This is a genomic window from Hymenobacter ruber (assembly GCF_054783255.1).
This window is the reverse complement of record NZ_BAAGQX010000003.1, coordinates 529,169-547,005: the sequence shown is the minus strand read 5'-3', so window position 1 is coordinate 547,005 and position 17,837 is coordinate 529,169. Positions and strand designations below refer to the sequence as shown.

General features: G+C 60.4%; 15 protein-coding genes and 1 pseudogene. 8 read left to right on the top strand and 8 right to left on the bottom strand.

The window, feature by feature from the left end; all coding sequences use genetic code 11:
- Window positions 1-48: 48 nt before the first annotated feature.
- From ACYVM5_RS09270 to ACYVM5_RS09260, 3 genes are all read right to left on the bottom strand, one after another.
- Complete coding sequence (locus ACYVM5_RS09270; RefSeq protein WP_460617840.1) at window positions 49-1,281, bottom strand: ABC transporter permease; 1,233 nt, start codon at window positions 1,279-1,281, stop codon at window positions 49-51.
- 200 nt (window positions 1,282-1,481) lie between these two features.
- Window positions 1,482-2,291, bottom strand: coding sequence for a class I SAM-dependent methyltransferase (locus tag ACYVM5_RS09265; protein WP_460617839.1), 810 nt, complete (start codon window positions 2,289-2,291; stop codon window positions 1,482-1,484).
- Window positions 2,292-2,402: 111 nt separating this feature from the next.
- Entirely contained in the window at window positions 2,403-2,825 is a 423-nt protein-coding gene (locus tag ACYVM5_RS09260) for a ribosome-binding factor A (protein ID WP_460617838.1), read from the bottom strand.
- 180 nt (window positions 2,826-3,005) lie between these two features.
- Here ACYVM5_RS09260 and ACYVM5_RS09255 point away from each other — a divergent pair, with 180 nt between their 5' ends.
- Window positions 3,006-4,415 (top strand): hypothetical protein, encoded by a 1,410-nt coding sequence (locus ACYVM5_RS09255; RefSeq protein WP_460617837.1) that lies wholly within the window; start codon window positions 3,006-3,008, stop codon window positions 4,413-4,415.
- Between the two features lie 3 nt (window positions 4,416-4,418).
- Here ACYVM5_RS09255 and ACYVM5_RS09250 read toward each other — a convergent pair whose 3' ends face one another.
- The 3 genes from ACYVM5_RS09250 to ACYVM5_RS09240 form a co-directional block, all read right to left on the bottom strand.
- Window positions 4,419-5,012 carry a hypothetical protein gene (locus tag ACYVM5_RS09250; RefSeq protein ID WP_460617836.1) on the bottom strand — a complete coding sequence of 198 codons (594 nt, stop codon included), beginning with the start codon at window positions 5,010-5,012 and terminating at the stop codon, window positions 4,419-4,421.
- Window positions 5,013-5,033: 21 nt separating this feature from the next.
- Window positions 5,034-6,077: a selenide, water dikinase SelD gene (selD, locus tag ACYVM5_RS09245; protein ID WP_460617835.1), complete on the bottom strand. Its 1,044-nt coding sequence runs from the start codon at window positions 6,075-6,077 to the stop codon at window positions 5,034-5,036.
- Window positions 6,078-6,163: 86 nt separating this feature from the next.
- Window positions 6,164-6,718: a DUF2911 domain-containing protein gene (locus ACYVM5_RS09240; protein WP_460617834.1), complete on the bottom strand. Its 555-nt coding sequence runs from the start codon at window positions 6,716-6,718 to the stop codon at window positions 6,164-6,166.
- 306 nt (window positions 6,719-7,024) lie between these two features.
- Here ACYVM5_RS09240 and ACYVM5_RS09235 point away from each other — a divergent pair, with 306 nt between their 5' ends.
- From ACYVM5_RS09235 to infB, 3 genes and pseudogenes are all read left to right on the top strand, one after another.
- The gene (locus ACYVM5_RS09235) at window positions 7,025-7,495 is read left to right on the top strand and encodes a ribosome maturation factor RimP (protein ID WP_460617833.1); all 471 of its coding nucleotides are present in this window, start codon (window positions 7,025-7,027) and stop codon (window positions 7,493-7,495) included.
- Between the two features lie 16 nt (window positions 7,496-7,511).
- Window positions 7,512-8,744 (top strand): annotated as a pseudogene (gene nusA / locus ACYVM5_RS09230) (transcription termination factor NusA); the annotation flags it as partial.
- Between the two features lie 346 nt (window positions 8,745-9,090).
- Window positions 9,091-12,162: a translation initiation factor IF-2 gene (infB, locus tag ACYVM5_RS09225; RefSeq protein WP_460617832.1), complete on the top strand. Its 3,072-nt coding sequence runs from the start codon at window positions 9,091-9,093 to the stop codon at window positions 12,160-12,162.
- Between the two features lie 196 nt (window positions 12,163-12,358).
- On the opposite strand, the gene ACYVM5_RS09220 is transcribed toward infB, so the two are convergent.
- Window positions 12,359-12,808 carry a hypothetical protein gene (locus tag ACYVM5_RS09220; RefSeq protein ID WP_460617831.1) on the bottom strand — a complete coding sequence of 150 codons (450 nt, stop codon included), beginning with the start codon at window positions 12,806-12,808 and terminating at the stop codon, window positions 12,359-12,361.
- A gap of 239 nt (window positions 12,809-13,047) precedes the next feature.
- The gene (gene mscL / locus ACYVM5_RS09215) at window positions 13,048-13,476 is read right to left on the bottom strand and encodes an MscL family protein (protein WP_460617830.1); all 429 of its coding nucleotides are present in this window, start codon (window positions 13,474-13,476) and stop codon (window positions 13,048-13,050) included.
- Between the two features lie 242 nt (window positions 13,477-13,718).
- On the opposite strand from mscL, the gene ACYVM5_RS09210 reads away from it, so the two are divergent.
- The 4 genes from ACYVM5_RS09210 to ACYVM5_RS09195 all read left to right on the top strand — a co-directional run bounded on the left by ACYVM5_RS09210 (window position 13,719) and on the right by ACYVM5_RS09195 (window position 17,735).
- Window positions 13,719-14,510 (top strand): enoyl-CoA hydratase/isomerase family protein, encoded by a 792-nt coding sequence (locus ACYVM5_RS09210; RefSeq protein WP_460617829.1) that lies wholly within the window; start codon window positions 13,719-13,721, stop codon window positions 14,508-14,510.
- 147 nt (window positions 14,511-14,657) lie between these two features.
- Window positions 14,658-16,169 carry a lipopolysaccharide biosynthesis protein gene (locus ACYVM5_RS09205; protein WP_460617828.1) on the top strand — a complete coding sequence of 504 codons (1,512 nt, stop codon included), beginning with the start codon at window positions 14,658-14,660 and terminating at the stop codon, window positions 16,167-16,169.
- Window positions 16,170-16,226: 57 nt separating this feature from the next.
- Window positions 16,227-16,664: a dUTP diphosphatase gene (dut, locus tag ACYVM5_RS09200; protein WP_460617827.1), complete on the top strand. Its 438-nt coding sequence runs from the start codon at window positions 16,227-16,229 to the stop codon at window positions 16,662-16,664.
- 60 nt (window positions 16,665-16,724) lie between these two features.
- Window positions 16,725-17,735 (top strand): sugar phosphate nucleotidyltransferase, encoded by a 1,011-nt coding sequence (locus ACYVM5_RS09195; protein ID WP_460617826.1) that lies wholly within the window; start codon window positions 16,725-16,727, stop codon window positions 17,733-17,735.
- Window positions 17,736-17,837: the final 102 nt, after the last annotated feature.

Below are 17,837 nucleotides of genomic sequence, written 5' to 3'. Positions count from 1 at the left end.
GCCCCTTACGGCGTAGCAACCTCCAAGATACCAGAAATTCGATAAACGCTATAAATTCTCACGCAAGTCCAACTTGCTCGCATTCAGCGCCGGGCGAATACTTACGGCCAGGGTGATGACGATAATGGACACGCAGGTAAAAATCAGGTCGGAGGCCTGCATTTTTACGGGGTAAGCGTCTACCACGCTCGTGGCCATGCCCATGCTCACGAAGCCGAACCGCTGCTGGAGCCAGCACAGCGTGACGCCCAGGATGAGCCCGGTGGCCGCGCCCACCAGCGCCACAATGGCCCCCACGTACAGAAACGTGCGGCGCACCGTTTTCTGACTGGCGCCCATGGCCAGCAGCACAGCGATGTCCTTTTTCTTATCGATAACCAGCATCGAGAGCGAGAAAAAGATGTTGAGCGAGGCGATGAGCAGAATGAGCGTGAAGGTGATGAACACGAACAGCTTCTCCACTTTGATGGCCTTGAACAGGCTGACGTGTTGCTCGTCGGAATCCTGCACCTTGAAATCGGGTCCGAGGAGGTTGCGGAGCTCCCCTTTCACCTTTTCAATTTCGAAGCTCTGGCCCACCTTCACGTAGAGGGCCGTGCGGCGGGTGCCGTAGCCCAGCAGGCGCTGGGCGAAGGTGAGCGGCACAAAAATGTAGCTGTCGTCGATGTGCTGCTCAATAAGGAAGACACCGCCGGCCGTCAGGTTCTGCTCGTTGAAAGCGTTTTCGGGGTTGAAGTCGAGGGTTTTTTTGCCGGGCGTATTGCGCGGGTACAGCAGGCGCATGGGCGACAGGCGGTTGTTGAGCGTGATGCTGAGCTCGTGCTGCACGCCGGCACCCACCAGGGCCAGCTCCAGGCTGTCGCGGCGCAGGCGGTGGTCGCCTTCGCGGATGTTGGCGTCAATCTGGCTCTGGCCGAAGTAGTTATCCGAGAGGCCGCGCATTTTCACCACCATCTGGCGGTCGTGGTATTGTAGCAGGGCATTGTCCTCGATTACCTCCGTGAGCAGGGCCACGCCGGGCGTGTTTTCCAGCTTCATCAGGAAGGTGCGGTCGACGGGGAAGGCCTTGCCTTTGGCCGCGGAGATGACGAGGTTGGGGTCCGACTTGCCGTAGAGTGTGCGCACCAAGTCCTCCAGCCCGTTGAACACCGACAGCACGATAATCAGCGCCATGGTGCCCACCGCCACCCCAATCATCGAAATGTTGGAGATGATGGTGATGATGTTGCGCTTGTTCTTGGAACGGAAGTAGCGCCGGGCAATGAGGATGGGTACGTTCATAAATCACGGATTCGTCGGATTTCACGCGGATTGGGCGGATTTCGTGGACGACTCCTCAAGTGATAGGAGGGCGACTGCGCAGGAATTGCGAACGGAAAGCTACGCTAACGAAGACGTAAAAGGAAAGTTAGCAAACTAGAGCCGACTGATAACGGCCACAAACCCCGGGTAATCTGAGCAAAATCCGACGCATCCGTGATTTACTTCCAGGCTTTCACGATGAGGCCCGTGCCGGAGTCGTGCGCTGTGCGCGCGTCGAACCAGTTTAGCAGCAGGCAGAATGGGAACACCACAGCGTAGTAGAAGGGCAGCAGGATGAAAAAGGCGCGCGACTTGCCCAGCATCAGAATGGGGTATTTCATGCTCAGGCGCCACGAAACCTGGCCCGGCTCGCCGTAGCTGTAGCGGGCTTCGATGCGCTCAAAACCGGCGGTGCGCAGCTTCTGCTGAATCTCGCGGATGTTGTAGCCGTCGCGCACGTGCTCCTCAATGAAGCTGGTTTCGCCGTCGTCGTGCACATCGGAACCGCCCTGGTCGCTGGGGGTCGAAATCAGCAGCATGCCGCTGTCTTTCAACGAAGCGTGGATGTTGCGGAACACTTCCACGTCTTCCAGAATGTGCTCCATTACATCGACGGACAGGGCGAGGTCGAAAGAATTCGGCTCCTGATACAGCACCAAATCCTGCACGGCAAACTGCACGTTCTTGCGGCCAATCTGGCGGAAAAACTGGTTCGAATCGGCCACCTGGTCGTCCTTCACGTCCACGGCCAGAATGTTCCACTTTGAGCTCAGCCCGCTCAGCCAGTACGTGTACTGCCCGTAGCCGGAGCCGGCATCGAGGATGTGCAGGGGCTCCTGGGTGCGGCCCTTGGCCCAGCGGCGCAGCTCGCGGTGTACGTGCCAGGTGCGCAGCAGCAGCAAATCGAGCAGGTGATAAAATAGCCGGCGCAGCCACGGCGTGCGGTTGAATACCTGGCCGAGCGTCTTCTTGATAGGGTCGTAGTACAAGGGAGGGTATGAGGATATAAGGGTAGGAGGGTAGGAGGGTAGGAGGGACTAAAAGAGGGAAGAGCTACAAACTCTTGCCCTCACACCCGCCTAGCCCCATACCCTAAAAAACTACTCGCCTTTGAAAAGGCGCGGGCGGGCGGGCTTGTCGTCGTCGTCCGAAGTGTCTTCCTTCGGAGCTTCCGGAATGTAGAGCGTGCCGAGAACCTGGTCCATGTGGGCCGCATAAGCAGCGCTGTCGTCGTGGAAAAAGATGAGCTCGGGCACCACGCGGGCCGTTTTGCGGATGCGCTTGGCCAGGGCGTGGCGGATTTCCTTGGCGTTGTCCTTGATGATTTCGAGGCGCTCGTTGGCGTCGTTGCCCAGCAGCAGGCTGAGGTACACGCGGGCCTGGCCCAGGTCGGGAGTCACCTTCACCATGCTGATGCTGGGGGCCAGCCCGCCGCCAAACAGGTGTGGTAAGTCGCGCTGCAATACGGCCGCGAGCTCCTGTTGCAGGAGGCTGGCCATTTTTTGTTGTCGTTTGCTATCCATAATGACTAGCAAAGGTACGGGATAGGGGAGAAGGGTGTAGGGGATAGGGAATAAGGAAAACGGGATAAGGCGTTAAGCGGGGTTAGGCCGGCGAGTCTGCGGCCAGTCAGTGACGGCAGAACCCGTCCTCCCGATACCTTTGCCTTCTCCCATTTCCCTTATTCCCTATCCCCCCGCGCATTGCTTCGCTTTTTTAAAAGCTCGTTGTCCACGCAGCTGCTGGCCCTGGTGCTACTGGTGCTGGCGCTGCGCCTGCCGCTGCTCTGGCTGGGCCTGCCCCTGACGGCCGCCGAGCTCCGGGCTTTGCTGGTGGGCGAGCGGCTGCACGGCGGGGCCATGCCCTACCGCGACCTCTACGACGGTACCGCGCCGCTGGCCGCCGCCACCTTCGCCGCCCTCGATGCCGTGCTGGCGCGTCCCGTGTGGCTCTACCGCATGGTGGCGCTGGGGCTGCTGTTCATCCAGGGCCTGCGCCTGAACCTGGTGTTCAACCGCTACGACGTGCACCCCGAGCGCGGCTACGTGGCCGCCCTCACCTACCTGCTGGTGGGCAGCGTGAGCACCGATTTGGATGCCCTCTCGCCGCTGCTGCTGGGCAATACCTTCATCGTTTTTGCGCTGAGCGCGCTGCTGCCCACCTCCCGCGAGGGCTACGACAACCGCCGCCTGTTCCGGGCCGGGTTTCTGATTGGGCTGGGCGCGCTGTGCTACCTGCCGCTGAGCCTGTTTGTGATAGTGGGGCTGTTTGCGGTGGTGATTTTCGCGGCCAATTCCTTCCGCAGCTCGCTGCTGCTGCTGTGCGGGTTTTTCTTTCCGTATGCGCTGGTGGGCACGTTTTTCTTTTACACCGATGCCCTGCCAGGTTTCGTGCAGTTCCACCTGCAGCCGGGCCTTACAGACCTCATTGCCAGCGGCCTGCCCGCCGGCCTGCAGCTGCGCCTGCTGATTGTGCCCATGCTGGTGCTGGCGCTGGCGCTGCTGCGGTCGTTGGGCACGTCGCTGGGGCTGGTGTTCCAGGTGAAATTCCGCCAGATGATGCTGGTGTGGCTGGCCGTGGCCGCCGTGGCTGCCGCGGTCGAGCGCGGCGCGGCCCCCGGCGTATTGGTGCTGTTGCTGCCGCCGGTAGCGTATTTCAGCCTGTTTCTGTGGCAGCGCAACCGCCAAAGCTGGCTGCTGGAGCTGTTGTTACTGCTCATCATCAACGCCGTGGTGGTGCTGCGCTACCGGGCCCAGGTGCCGCGCCTCGAAAGCCTGCTGCACATGCCCGCCGAAAGCCGCTTCGGCCTCGAGCCCGACCCGCGCTACGACGCCCTACGCGGCCAGACACTCCTAATCCTCGGCCCCGATGACCGTGCCTATTTCAACAACCACCCCGTCACGCCCTACCTCGACTGGGCACTGTCGCAGGTCGATTTTGGCCATCTCAACGAGTACGCCGCCGTGGTGCGCGTAGCCCAGAAAATGGGCCCCACCCCGCCCGCCTATCTGCTCGACCAAAGCCGCTCAGTGCCCCGCCTGAAGCAATTGCTGCCCAGCATATTTAGCGCTTACGAGCCAACGGACACGCCCGGCCTGTACAAGCGGAAGTAAGGGCTACACCCAACACCACGCCTTGGTGCGCCGGTCCGTGGGCAGGCTGCGCAGGAAAACGGCCAGCGGCTCCAAATCCGTAAGCAGGGAGGTGAGCGTAATGACGCGGCCATCGTATAAGTGCAGCGTCAGGTAGTCGTATTTCGCCCAGAACGTGCGGCGGGCGCTACACGTCACGCGCTCCACGCGGGCCAAATCGCGCCGCTCAAACGGCGCCCGCTGCCCGGCCTCGTACACCTCAAGCCGATTGTCGACGGGCTGAAAAACCAGCGTGGTTTCGTGGTTCAGCACCCAGTAGCGCAAGTGCAGTAGCAGGGCCGGCCCACTCAGGGCCAGCGTAAACAGCATAAATCCCGCAGTAAGCCCCCACTCGAAGCCGCTGACTTCAGCCCCGCCCATGGCTACGGCGGGCAGCACGCTCAGCCCCGCGCCCAGCGCCAGCAGCGGCCAGAACAGCAGCCGCAGCTGCCGCGCCGCCGTGGTCTGGTACACGTGGGTGCGTTTCGAAAACAGCCCCGTGACCCAGCGCGCCGCCCCCAGCACCAGAAAAATCACCACGGCCGCCTCAATCAGCGGGCGGAAAAAAGTTGATTTCATGCTTGAAAATCCGGCCCCACGTTAGGCCTGCACTTGCACCTGCACCCAGGCCTCGCCATCGGTGTGCGCCCGCAGGTGGCCGAAGCTCTCCAGCGCCAGCCCGTGCTTCGCGAAAATGGCTTCCACAGCCGCGCGCCCGCTGGGCTCCACGCATACCAGCAGGCCGCCCGACGTTTGCGGGTCACACAGCCACGCCCGTTGCTCGTCCGTCACCGGGCCAATTTTATGGCCGTAGCTGGCCCAGTTGCGGCCGGTGCCGCCGGGCACGCTGCCCTGCTTCAAATACGACTCGGCCGCCGCAAGGCGCGGCACTTTGCTGAAGTCAATTTCAGCTGTCAGGTGGCTGCCTTCGCACACCTCGGCCAAGTGCCCGAGCAAGCCGAAACCGGTCACATCGGTCAGGGCGGTCACGGCGGGTAGTTTGCTCAGCTCCGCCCCAATCTTGTTCAACTGCATCATCTGGGCCGGGGCCAGGGCCGCGTCCTCATCCCGCAGAATGCCCTTCTTCTGGGCCGTCGTCATGATGCCTACGCCCAGCGGCTTGGTCAGGAATAATTCCGAGCCCGCCGTGGCCGTATCGTTCTGTTTCAGGTCTTTGATGTCGACCATGCCCGTCACCGCCAAGCCGAAAATGGGCTCCGGCGAGTCAATGCTGTGCCCACCCGCCAGCGGAATCCCCGCCTCGACGCAAATGCTACGGGCGCCTTCCAGCACGCGGCGCGCTACCTCAGGCGGCAGCTTATCCACGGGCCAGCCCAGCACGGCAATGGCCAGCAGCGGCCGCCCGCCCATGGCGTACACATCCGAAATGGCATTGGCCGAGGCGATGCGCCCGAAATCATACGCGTCATCCACGATGGGCATGAAGAAATCGGTGGTCGAAATCACTGCCTGGCCCCCGCCGATGTCATACACGGCCGCGTCGTCGCGGCTGGCATTGCCCACCAGCAGCTTCTCGTGCTGCGGCTGGGCAATGCTGGTGTGCAGCATCTGGTCGAGCACGGCCGGCGCGATTTTGCAGCCGCAGCCCGCGCCGTGGCTGTATTGGGTGAGCTTGTATTCCATGGGTTGCATAATGTCTAGCGAAGGCACAAAAGTAAGCGGGCGGCCCACCCGGGCCGCCCGCCGCCATTCCGGTTAAGAACCGACGACTATTTAATAGCCACCGGCAACTCCACGTTCTCCCAGCGCAGTACCAACGCCTTGGGCGTCACCTCATACGCCAGCCGCTCGGTCACGGCCGCCGTTTTGCGGGGCGTCACCATCACGCGTAGCGCATCCTGCTTCTCGTCGTACTTGAACGCGCCCCACTGGTTCGGCACCTTGTTAAAGATGGCCGTCCACGGCCCGCTCTCCGCCGGAATCACGAAGAAGCCGTACTTGCCCGCCGGCAGCGGCTTGCCTTCCACCGTCACCGCCTTGCTGAATTCTACGGTAGTGGCTTCGTTGGCCCCGGCGCGCCACACCTTACCATACTGCTCTAGGCCGCCAAAAATCTTGCGGCCTTTCACGCCTGGGCTGCTGTAATTCACCGTCACGTCGGCCGCGCCAATCTTGCCGGTAGCGTTGGCGGCGGGGCTAGGTTTCGCCGCGCCCTGGGCGGGTGCCGGCATGGTGGCGGGCGTCGTCTGAGCGTGGGCAGCGGTGCCGGCCAATGCCAGCGTCAGGCCGAAAGCGGCAGCACGAAGATTCAGAAATGATTTCATGACAATTAAAGGCTGAAAATGAGGGTGAATGTGGCCGTGAATATCGGCTGCTGACTTGCAAACTCCACACCAGCCGTCACGGTTTACCAAAGACGCGACTTGCCGCCGGAGTTGCAGCCGGTGCCGATTTCAAGTACAAAGCCTGTTGGCCTCCGGAAGGGCTGCGGTTCCGACGCCCAGCCTCCGCATCCGCCCCATCTTGCATTCCGTGGCCAATTGTCGTACCTTTGCCCCGAAGTTGGTATTCAATCTGATAAAGAGGGGACGCGCAGTCCCCTCTTTTTTTGCCCGCTTTTTTCAAATCCTATGCGTTTCGACCGTAACCTGCTGCTGGAAATGCTCCACGACGCCATCGGCGATGAGGAGTTGTTCGTTGTGAGCCTCACCGTGTCCGATTCGGTGCTGCCCAAGGTCACCGTCACCCTCGACGGCCCCAACGGCCTCGCCATCCAGTCCTGCGCCACCATCAGCCGCCGTCTGGGTCGCCGCATCGACGAGCACTACGGCGAAGATTCCGCGTATTCCCTGGAAGTCACCAGCCCCGGCGCCGACCAGCCCCTCACCGACCCGCGCCAGTACCCGCGCCACATCGGCCGCTCATTGGCCCTGAAGCTGGCCGACGGCACCGAGAAAACCGGCACCCTCACCGCCGCCACCGCCGAGGGCGTGGAAATCGAGGAAGTAATCAAACAAAAAACCAAGAAAACCACCCTGCCCGCCGCTTTCTATTCCTTCGGGGACATTAAGGAGGCCAAGGTTGTTATCTCTTTCAAATAAATACAGTTCTGCCTCTATGAACAGCCACGAACTCATTGAATCCTTCGGCGAATTTGCCCGGAGCAAGAACATCGACCGGCCCACGATGATGAGCATCCTGGACGACGTGTTTCGCACCATGATTCGCAAGAAGTACGACCAGGACGAAAACTTCGACGTCATCATTAACCCCGATAACGGCGACTTGGAGATTTGGCGCAACCGCGAAATCGTGGACGATAACTCGGAGGATATCTGGGACCACGACAAAATTCCGCTGGCCGAAGCCCAGAAAATCGAGCCCGACTTTGAAGTAGGCGAGTCCGTAGCCGAAGGCGTGAAGCTGGAGGATTTCGGCCGCCGCGCCGTGCTCATGGCTCGCCAAACGCTGATTCAGCGCGTGAAAGACCTGGAGCGCGACAACCTGTACCAGAAATACAAGGACCAGGTGGGCGAAATCGTAACCGGCGAAGTGTACCAGGTGTGGAGCCGCGAGGCCCTCATTATGGACAAAGACGACAACGAGCTGGTGATGCCCAAAGGCGAGCAAATCCCCAAGGACCGTTTCCGTAAGGGCGATACCGTGCGCGCCGTAGTACACCGCGTGGAGGTAATTAACGGCACGCCGAAAATCATTCTCTCCCGCGCCGCCCCGGCTTTCCTCGAGCGTTTGTTCGAGCTCGAAGTGCCCGAGATTTACGATGGCCTCATCGTGATTAAGAACGTAGTGCGCGAGCCCGGCGAGCGCGCCAAAGTAGCCGTCGAAAGCTACGACGAGCGCATCGACCCCGTGGGTGCCTGCGTAGGCATGAAGGGCAGCCGCATCCACCCGGTGGTGCGCGAGCTCGAAAACGAGAACATCGACATCATCAACTACACCGACAACCTCGAGCTCTACATTGCGCGGGCACTATCGCCGGCCAAGGTGGGTTCTATGAAGATAAACCAGGAGAACGGCCGGGTTTCGGTGTTCATGAAGCCCGACCAGGTGAGCCTGGCCATCGGCCGCGGCGGTGCCAACATCAAGCTGGCCAGCCGCCTCGTCGGCATGGAAATCGACGTATTCCGCGAAGCCATCGACTACGAGGAAGACATTTCGCTGGACGAGTTCCAGGACGAAATCGAACCCTGGGTACTGGCCGAGTTGAAAAAAATTGGTCTGGACACCGGCCGCGCCGTACTGGCAGTGAAGAAAGACGACATCGTGCGCCGCACGGAGTTGGAGGAAGAAATGGTGGACGATGTGTACCGCATTATCCGCCAGGAATTTGCCGACGACGAAGACCTCGACGAGAACTCGCTGGAAACGGCTAAGAACAGCGCTGCCGCTAGCAAAAACGCCGGTGCCGCCGACGAAGAAGCTGCCGTAACGCACGCTTCGGCCACCGAAACTGCCGCAGAACACACGCCTCTGGCCACCGATGCTGAGGGTACCACTGATACCACGACTGAGGAAGCGGGCGCGAGCTCTCCCGCCGAGCCAGCCCAATGACGGCCGCGCGGCCGGTACGGCAAGGGTAACAAATCGAGCCAGCAGGCGCGGTTTGTGCCCTGCTGGCAAGATTTAATGTAATACCTTTGCAATTAGAAGCGTATCGTACGCGAGAAAAGATAGAATGGCGGAAGCAACCCCGAAACGGCTACAACAGGCGGCCAAAGACCTGAATATTGGAATGGACAGGGTGGTAGAAGCCCTGGCCAAAAAAGGTATACAAGTAGAGAACAAGCCGACCACGAAGCTCACCGGTGAGCAAGTGGCCTCGCTGGAGAAGGAATTCGCCGCCTCTGCCCACGACCGTCAAGAAGCCCAGAAAGTCATTCAGGCCAAGCGCCAGAGCGACCTCGACGCGGCTCCGAAACCTGCTGCCCCAGCCCCGCGTCCCGCGCCGGTGGCTACGCCTGCGCCGGCTCCAAAGCCGGCTGCACCGGTTGCGCCCGTAGCGGCTGCTCCGGTGGCAGCGGCGCCAGCCCCGGCTGCTCCTGTAGCACCAGCGGCTCCCGTTGCTGCTACTCCGGCTCCCACGCCCGCAGCCGAAGCACCCAGCGTGCCCGGTCTGAAAGTGTTGGGTAAAATTGAGCTGGACAGCAAAGGCCGCGTGGTTCCGCCCCGGCCAGCTACTCCAGCCCCTGCCCCGGTAGCTGCTGCACCAGCTCCAACGCCCGCCCCGGCTCCGGCCGTGCCGAAAGTGGAAGCCCCGGCTGCCCCCGCTCCTAAAGTAGAAGCTCCCGCTGCTTCGGCACCAGTTGCCGCTCCGGCTCCTGTAGCCCAGCCCGTAGCAAAAGCTGAACCGGTGGCTGCAGCTCCGGCTGCCCCTGCTGCGCCTGTAACTCCTCCGGCTACGCCCGCTGCTGCTCCAGTTGCTGCGGCTGAGCCGACGGCAACGCCTGAGGATACCAGCACCATCGTTGCTAAGTCGGATACGCTGAAAGGTTTGACCGTGCTCGGCAAGATTGATTTATCGTCCATCAACAACGACCGGCGTGGTCCGGGTGGCCGTGGCCCCCGCCCCATTGCTTCATCGGATGTGAGCAAGCGCGGCCTGCCCGCTGGCCCCGGCCAGAAGAAGCGCACGCGCCTGCCCGGCCCTCCCGGCAGCACCACTTCGCCCCCCAGCCCCGGCTATCAGGGCAACCGCCCGGCGGGTGCTCCCGGCCAGGGTGGCGGCTACCAAGGCAACCGTCCCAACGGTGGCCCCGGTGGCAACCGTCCCGGAGGTGCCGGCCAGCGTCCCGGCCAGTCGGCTCCCAAGACCAATGCCCCCGCGCTCACTCCGGAACAGGCTGAAAAGCAGATTCAGGAGCAGATTAAGGCTACGCTCGCCAAACTCGGCGGTAACAAGGGCGGCAACAATCAGAACCGCGCCAAGTATCGCCGCGACAAGCGCAGTATGCTGGCGGAGGACCGCGAGGCCCTGCGCGCACAGAACGAACTCGACGCCAAGACCCTCAAACTCACCGAATTCATCTCGGCCAATGACCTGGCTTCGCTGATGGACGTGAACGTGAACGAGGTAATCAAGGTGTGTCTGGGCATGGGCATGTTCGTGTCCATCAACCAGCGTCTTGATGCCGAAGCCATTACCGTGATTGCCGACGAATTCGGCTTTGACGTAGAGTTTCTGTCGGCTGAAGAGGAGGAGATTGATGTGGACGCTGGCGATGCTGAGGAAGACCTCAAGCCCCGCGCCCCCATCGTGACCATCATGGGCCACGTCGACCACGGCAAAACGTCGCTGCTTGACTACATCCGCGATGCGAGTGTGGCCAAAGGCGAAGCCGGTGGCATCACGCAGCACATCGGTGCCTACGAGGTGCGCACGAAATCGGGTCAGCCCATTACCTTCCTTGATACGCCGGGTCACGAAGCCTTTACGGCCATGCGTGCCCGTGGTGCCAAGGTGACGGACATTGCCATCATCGTGGTGGCGGCCGATGACTCGGTAATGCCGCAGACCAAGGAAGCCATCAACCACGCGCAAGCGGCTGGGGTACCAATTATCATCGCCCTCAACAAAATTGACAAGCCCGCCGCCAACCCTGAGAAAATCCGCGAGGAGCTTTCCCAGATTAACATTCTGGTGGAAGAATGGGGTGGTAAATACCAGAGCCAGGAGGTTTCGGCCAAATCGGGCATTGGTATTGAGGACTTGCTGGAAAAGGTGCTGCTGGAGGCCGAATTGCTCGACCTGAAAGCCAACCCTGACCGCGGTGCCATCGGTACCGTGATTGAAGCCTCGCTGGACAAAGGCCGTGGCTACGTGACGACTGTGCTGGTACAAACCGGTACGCTGAACGTGGGCGACGTGATTCTGGCCGGCCCGCACTTTGGTCGCGTGAAAGCCATGACGGACCACCGCGGCAAGAAAATGAAGTCGGCTCCGCCCGCAACGCCGGTGCAGGTGCTCGGCCTCACTGGTGCCCCGCAGGCCGGCGACCGCATCCAAGTAATGGAAACGGAGCGCGAAGCCCGCGAAATTGCTACCCAGCGCCTGCAACTGGCCCGTGAGCAAACCATCCGGACCAAGAAGCACATCACGCTCGACGAAATCGGTCGCCGCTTGGCGATTGGTTCGTTCAAGGAACTCAACATCTTGGTGAAGGGCGACGTGGACGGTTCGGTGGAAGCACTTTCCGACTCACTGCTGAAACTGAGTACGCCGGAAGTGAAGGTGAACATCCTCTCGAAAGGGGTGGGCGCCATCTCGGAAAGCGACGTGCTGCTGGCTTCGGCTTCCGACGCCATCATCATCGGCTTCCAGGTGCGGCCCTCGCAGAGCGCCCGCAAGCTGGCTGAGAATGAGCAGATTGACATCCGCCTGTACTCCATCATTTACAACGCCATCAACGAGGTGAAGGATGCCATGGAAGGCATGCTGGCCCCAACGGTGCAGGAAGTGGTGACGGCCAACGCCGAAGTACGGATGGTGTTCAACATCACCAAAGTGGGCACCATTGCCGGCTGTATGATGACGGAAGGCACCCTGACTCGCAAAACCAAGGTGCGCGTCGTACGCAACGGCATCGTGATGTATACCGGCGACATTCAGGACCTCAAGCGCTTCAAAGACGATGTGAGCGAAGTGCGCCAGGGCTACGAATGTGGTATCTCCATCAAGGGCTTTAACGAGCTGCAAGAAGGCGATAACATCGAAGGCTTCGAAGAAAAGGAAATCAAGCGTACGCTGTAAGGCAAGCGCAACCTGCGAAGGTGAAAAAGCCCCGGCTGCTGATGCAGCCGGGGCTTTGTTTTGAAGTGATTTTTTTGCTTGATATGCCCGTTTACACTTGAAAGGAATGTCGCCAGTAAGTTAAGCCAAGGCATGAATGCACAAAAAAGCCCCGACTGCATCAGCAGCCGGGGCTCTCAGTTGTAATAACCGATTTCTAGAAGAAGAGGAATTTATGCTTGCTCTTATGCTTGTGCACCAAGGGCTTGCCGGCAGGGTTGGAGCTGCCCGGGGTGTGGCCGGTGCCGCGCTTGCTCACGTAGCCAGGCTTGCCGGGCGAGGCCTTGAACTTGCGAACCATGAAGCCGTTGCCGCTGCGGTTGGAATCGAACTGACGCTCGGGGCCGTGGGCACCGAAGCTGGTATTGCCGGTGCGGGCTTCGAGAAGCTCGAGCTGCTGGTCGCGCTTTACTTCGTCGGGCGTCATGGCGGCGCGGCGCTGGTTGCGGGCTAGCTCCTGGGCGTTGTTGGCCGAGGTGACGCGGGCTCCTTCTTCGCTGGTGGCTTTGCCGGGCATGGGGAATGCCGGCCCGGTCTGGGCGTGGGCCACCGAAGCAGCTCCAAAACTCAAGCCGCCAAGAAGTGCGGCAACAAACAATACTTTCATAGGGCGCAGTGGGGTGAGGGGAGCAGGATAGCGGCCTAACGATTGAGAGAAGTGGGTGGTTCAATGCGGGCATTCAAAAGGAAGGCCTGCGGCGTTAGGATGCCCCTAAGTTCGCAACTTATTTTGAATCGAACAATTAAGTGGCTTGAATAAAATGACTGGTTGAAGCAAAAAAGCGAAAACCGTGGCCTGCCACTCGGCAAACCACGGTTTTTTCTGGTTGAACGGAATTGGGCTGCCTAAGCGCGGCCGGCGCGCAGCGAATCGCGGATTTCGGCCAGCAGGAGCTGGTCTTTGGTAGGGGCGGGCTCGGTGGCTACCACTACTTCGGCGGGGCGCTTGAAGCGGTTGGCCAGCTTCACCACCCAGAAAATTACGAAGGCGATGATAAGGAAGTAGATGACGGCATTGATGAAGTTGCCGTAGGCGATGGTAGCGGCTTTGGCGTCTTGGGCGGCTTTTAGGGTGTCGTAGTGCTTACCATCGAGGGTGAAGAACTTCTCGTTGAAGTTAATACCGCTGGTGAACACGCTGAGAATGGGCATGATGATGTCGTCGGTGAGCGAGGACACGATTTTGCCAAACGCGCCGCCGATGATGACACCGACCGCCAGGTCGAGCACATTGCCTTTGGAGATAAACTCCTTGAATTCGGAAACAAATCCCATCGCAGTAAGTGGTTAAAAGGTGAAAAAAGGGTAAGGTATGGCGCTAAAGCTAGGTATTTAAATTCAAATAATTATACCTATTTGCCGGTACAAAGCTGGCTGGTTTTGGCTTGGTCAGACCGGTAGTTTCGTTCGGGCAGGCTGCCGGAGCGTTGAACTGGAGCCTTGGCCCGACCAGCATGGGGCGGCGTGTGTCCTATCTTTGGCGCTGCCAACCGCATTTCGGGGCATCCTATCTGCTTATGTCTGCTTCTTTCGAAAACCTGCTCTACGACCTGGACGCCGCCAGGGGCATCCTCACCATCACCATCAACCGGCCCACCAAGCTCAATGCGCTGAACGCCGCCACGATAGCCGACATCGACGCCGCCGTGCAGCAAGCGCTGGCCGAGCCGCAGGTGCGCGGCATTATCCTGACGGGGAGTGGGGAGAAAGCCTTTGTGGCGGGCGCGGATATCGCGGAGCTGGCGGCCCTTACGCCGGAACGGGCTGGCCGGGCCTCGTTGGCAGGGCAGGAGGCGTTTGCCCGCATTGAGGCCAGCCCCAAGCCCGTGGTGGCGGCTGTGAACGGCTTTGCGCTGGGCGGCGGCTGCGAGCTGGCCATGGCCTGCCACATGCGCGTGGCTTCGGACAATGCCCGCTTTGGGCAGCCGGAGGTGAACCTGGGTCTGCCCCCTGGCTACGGCGGCACCCAGCGCCTGCCGCAGCTCATCGGCAAAGGCAAAGCCATTGAACTGCTGCTGACGGCTGACATGGTGAAGGCCGACGAGGCCCTGCGTCTGGGTTTGGTGAACCACGTGGTGCCCCAAGCCGAACTGCTGCCGTTCTGTACCCAACTACTGACCAAGATTCTGGGCAAGGCCCCACTGGCCGTGGGCCTGGTGCTGGACTGCGTGAACGCGCACTACGCCAAGGGTGCTGATGGCTACGAAACCGAAGCTCAGGCTTTCGAGCGAGCCTTCGAGAGCGAGGACTTCAAGGAAGGCACCACGGCCTTTGTGGAAAAGCGGCCGGCGGTGTTCACCGGTAAATAAGATTGGGGATTTCATCTGTCATCCTGAGCGCAGCGAAGGACCTTATCACGATTGAACGGTGACAGTTCAACTGTGAAAAGGTCCTTCGCTGCGCTCAGGATGACAGATTTCTTTTATTACCACAGACGTTCTTCATTAAAAACAAGAATGAGTGTAGCCAAAAAATTAGCCTCGCAGACGGCCGTATATGGCGTGAGCAGCATTGTGGGCCGGGTGCTCACGTATCTGCTGGTGCCAATATATACAGCCGCGTTTTCGGCGGCGGAGTACGGGGTGGTGACGGGGCTGTACGCCTACGTGTCGTTTCTGAACGTGGTGTTTACCTACGGCATGGAAACCACTTTTTTCCGCTTCGCCAACCGGGCTGGGACTGACCGTAAAGAGCTATACGACCGGGTGCTGAGCCTGTTGCTGGTGAGCACGGCCGGCCTCACGGTGCTGCTGATGATGCTGGCGCGCCCGCTGCTGAATTTGCTTGAGATTCCGCCCGGACACGAGCAATACGCGGTATGGGTGGCGTTGATTCTGGGATTGGATGCGCTGACGGCCATTCCGTTTGCCCGGCTGCGATTGGAGAATAAGGCGCGCAAGTTTGCCGGCATCAAGCTGGCCGGCATCATCGCCAACGTGGCGCTGAACCTGTTTTTTATCGTGCTCTGCCCGGCCGTGATGAGCGGCAAGTGGCTGGCATTTTTGCAGCCGCTGGTGGCGCGGGTGTACGACCCCACGATGGGCGTGGGCTACGTTTTCCTGTCGAACCTGTTTGCCAGTGGCCTCACGCTGCTGCTGCTGGGCCGCGAACTGTTGGATTTCCGCTTCCGGCTGAATCTGACACTGCTAAAGCCGCTGCTGAATTATGCCTTCCCGCTGATGCTGATGGGGCTGGCCGGCATGGTGAACGAAACTTTGGACCGCATTCTGCTGCCCAAGTGGCTGCCCGATAACTTCTACCCCGGCCAGAGCAGCCTCACGGCGGTGGGCATTTATGGAGCGTGCTACAAGCTGAGCATCTTCATGTCGCTGGTCATTCAGGCGTTTCGCTACGCGGCCGAGCCTTTCTTCTTTGCTCAAAGCACGGAGAAGAACTCGCCGGCCACGTTTGCCATGATTTTGAAATGGTTTACGCTGTGCTGCGCGGTGATTTTCGTGGGCATCAGCCTGAACGTGGAGGATTTCGGGCGGTTGTTTCTGCGGCGGCCGGAGTACTTGCAGGGATTGGTGGTGGTACCCATTCTGCTGCTGGCCAACCTGTTTCTGGGCGTATACTACAACCTGTCGGTGTGGTTTAAGCTCACTGATAAGACGTACTACGGCACCTACATTGGGGCGGGCGGGGCAGTGCTTACCATTGCCCTCAACTTCGTGCTGATTCCGCTGCTGGGCTATCTGGGGTCGGCTATTGCCACGCTGGCATGTTATTTCATGATGGCCGTATTGTGCTGGCGGTTGGGCGAGCGGCATTTCCCGGTGCCGTATCCAGCGCTGCGGCTGGGGCTGTGGCTGGTGTTTGCGGCGGGACTTGTGGCGCTGGGCTGGTGGGTGCAACCGGCGGGCTGGTGGGTGCGCCACGCCTGGCACGCGGGCCTCACGGTAGCCTTCCTACTGGCGCTGTACGCGGTGGAGCGGCCCCGCCCGGCTGTGGGAATTGCCGGAGCGTAGCAGCATTAGAATAGTATAGCCCGGGCTCTATCTTTGCCCGCTCCCTTATTGCTGCCCATGCACATCCCCGTCATCAATCACTCGGGCCACCCGCTGCCCGAATACCAGACGCCCCACGCCGCCGGTCTCGACCTGCGCGCCCACCTGCCCAAAGGTGCCATCACGCTCGGACCGCTGGAGCGCCAGCTCATTCCTACGGGTTTGAGCCTGGAAATTCCGGTGGGCTACGAGGCCCAGGTAAGGCCCCGCAGCGGGCTGGCCGTGAAGCATGGCATTGGTATTGTGAACAGCCCGGGCACGATTGATGCCGACTACCGGGGTGAAATTCGGGTGCTGCTCGTGAATTTATCCCACGAGCCCTTCGTGGTGAACGACGGCGAACGCATTGCCCAGCTGGTAGTTGCCAAACACGAAACCATAACCTGGCAGCCCGTGGAGGCGCTGAGCGCAACCCAACGCGGCGCGGGCGGGTATGGAAGCACAGGAATTGGCTAAATCCTGAAACGCGCCTATATTTCTTCAAAAAAGTAATTCTCACCTCACAATATTTCCACTGTGAAAATCATCGTCCCGATGGCCGGCATGGGCAAACGCATGCGCCCCCACACCCTCACCGTTCCCAAGCCGCTCATTCCCATCGCGGGCAAGCCCATTGTGCAGCGCCTCGTGGAGGACATTGCCAAAGTGTGCGGCGAGCCGGTGGACGAGGTGGCCTTTATCATCGGCCGCTTCGGGTCCGAGGTAGAGAAAAACCTGGTGAAAATTGCCGAATCGGTGGGCGCCAAGGGCACCATTGTGTATCAGGATGAGCCGCTGGGTACGGCCCACGCCATTCTGTGCGCCAAAGAGTCGTTGACGGGACCGGTAGTGGTGGCTTTTGCTGATACTTTGTTTAAAGCCGATTTCACGCTGGATTCCAGCGTGCCCGGCACCATCTGGGTGCAGAAAGTGGACGACCCCAAGCCCTTCGGCGTGGTGAAACTGAACGAAGCCGGCCAGATTACAGAGTTTGTGGAGAAGCCGCAGGAATTCGTGTCGGACCTGGCCATTATTGGCATCTACTACTTCCAGGACGGCGAGTATCTGCGCAGCGAGCTGCAATACCTGCTCGACAACGACATCAAAGACAAAGGCGAGTACCAACTCACCAATGCCCTCGAAAATATGAAGAACAAGGGCACCGTTTTCGTGCCCGGCCGCGTGACCGAGTGGCTCGACTGCGGCAACAAGGACGCCACGGTATTTACCAACCAGCGCTACCTGGAATATCTGAAAGAGCGTGGCGAGTCGCTGGTGGCTGAGTCGGCCAAAATCACCAATTCTGTCATCATCGAGCCGGTGTACATCGGCGAAGGTGCTATTGTAACTGATTCGGTGGTAGGGCCACACGTTTCGCTGGGCGCCAGCGCCAACGTGCGCGACTCGCGCCTGTCGAACTCCATCGTGCAGCAGTCGGCTTCGGTGCTGAACGCGGTTATCACCAATTCGATGATTGGCAATTTCGCCACCGTGGCCGGCACGCCCGACGACCTGAGCCTCGGCGATTATAACCAGCTGCGGGTGTGACATTTTAAGTCCGAAATGCGTTAGCACGACGCGGCCTTCTCCCGGGGGCCGCGTCGTTGGCTTTTATTCCCCGTAATTTCGTGGGCCGGGCCTCAGGTCCGG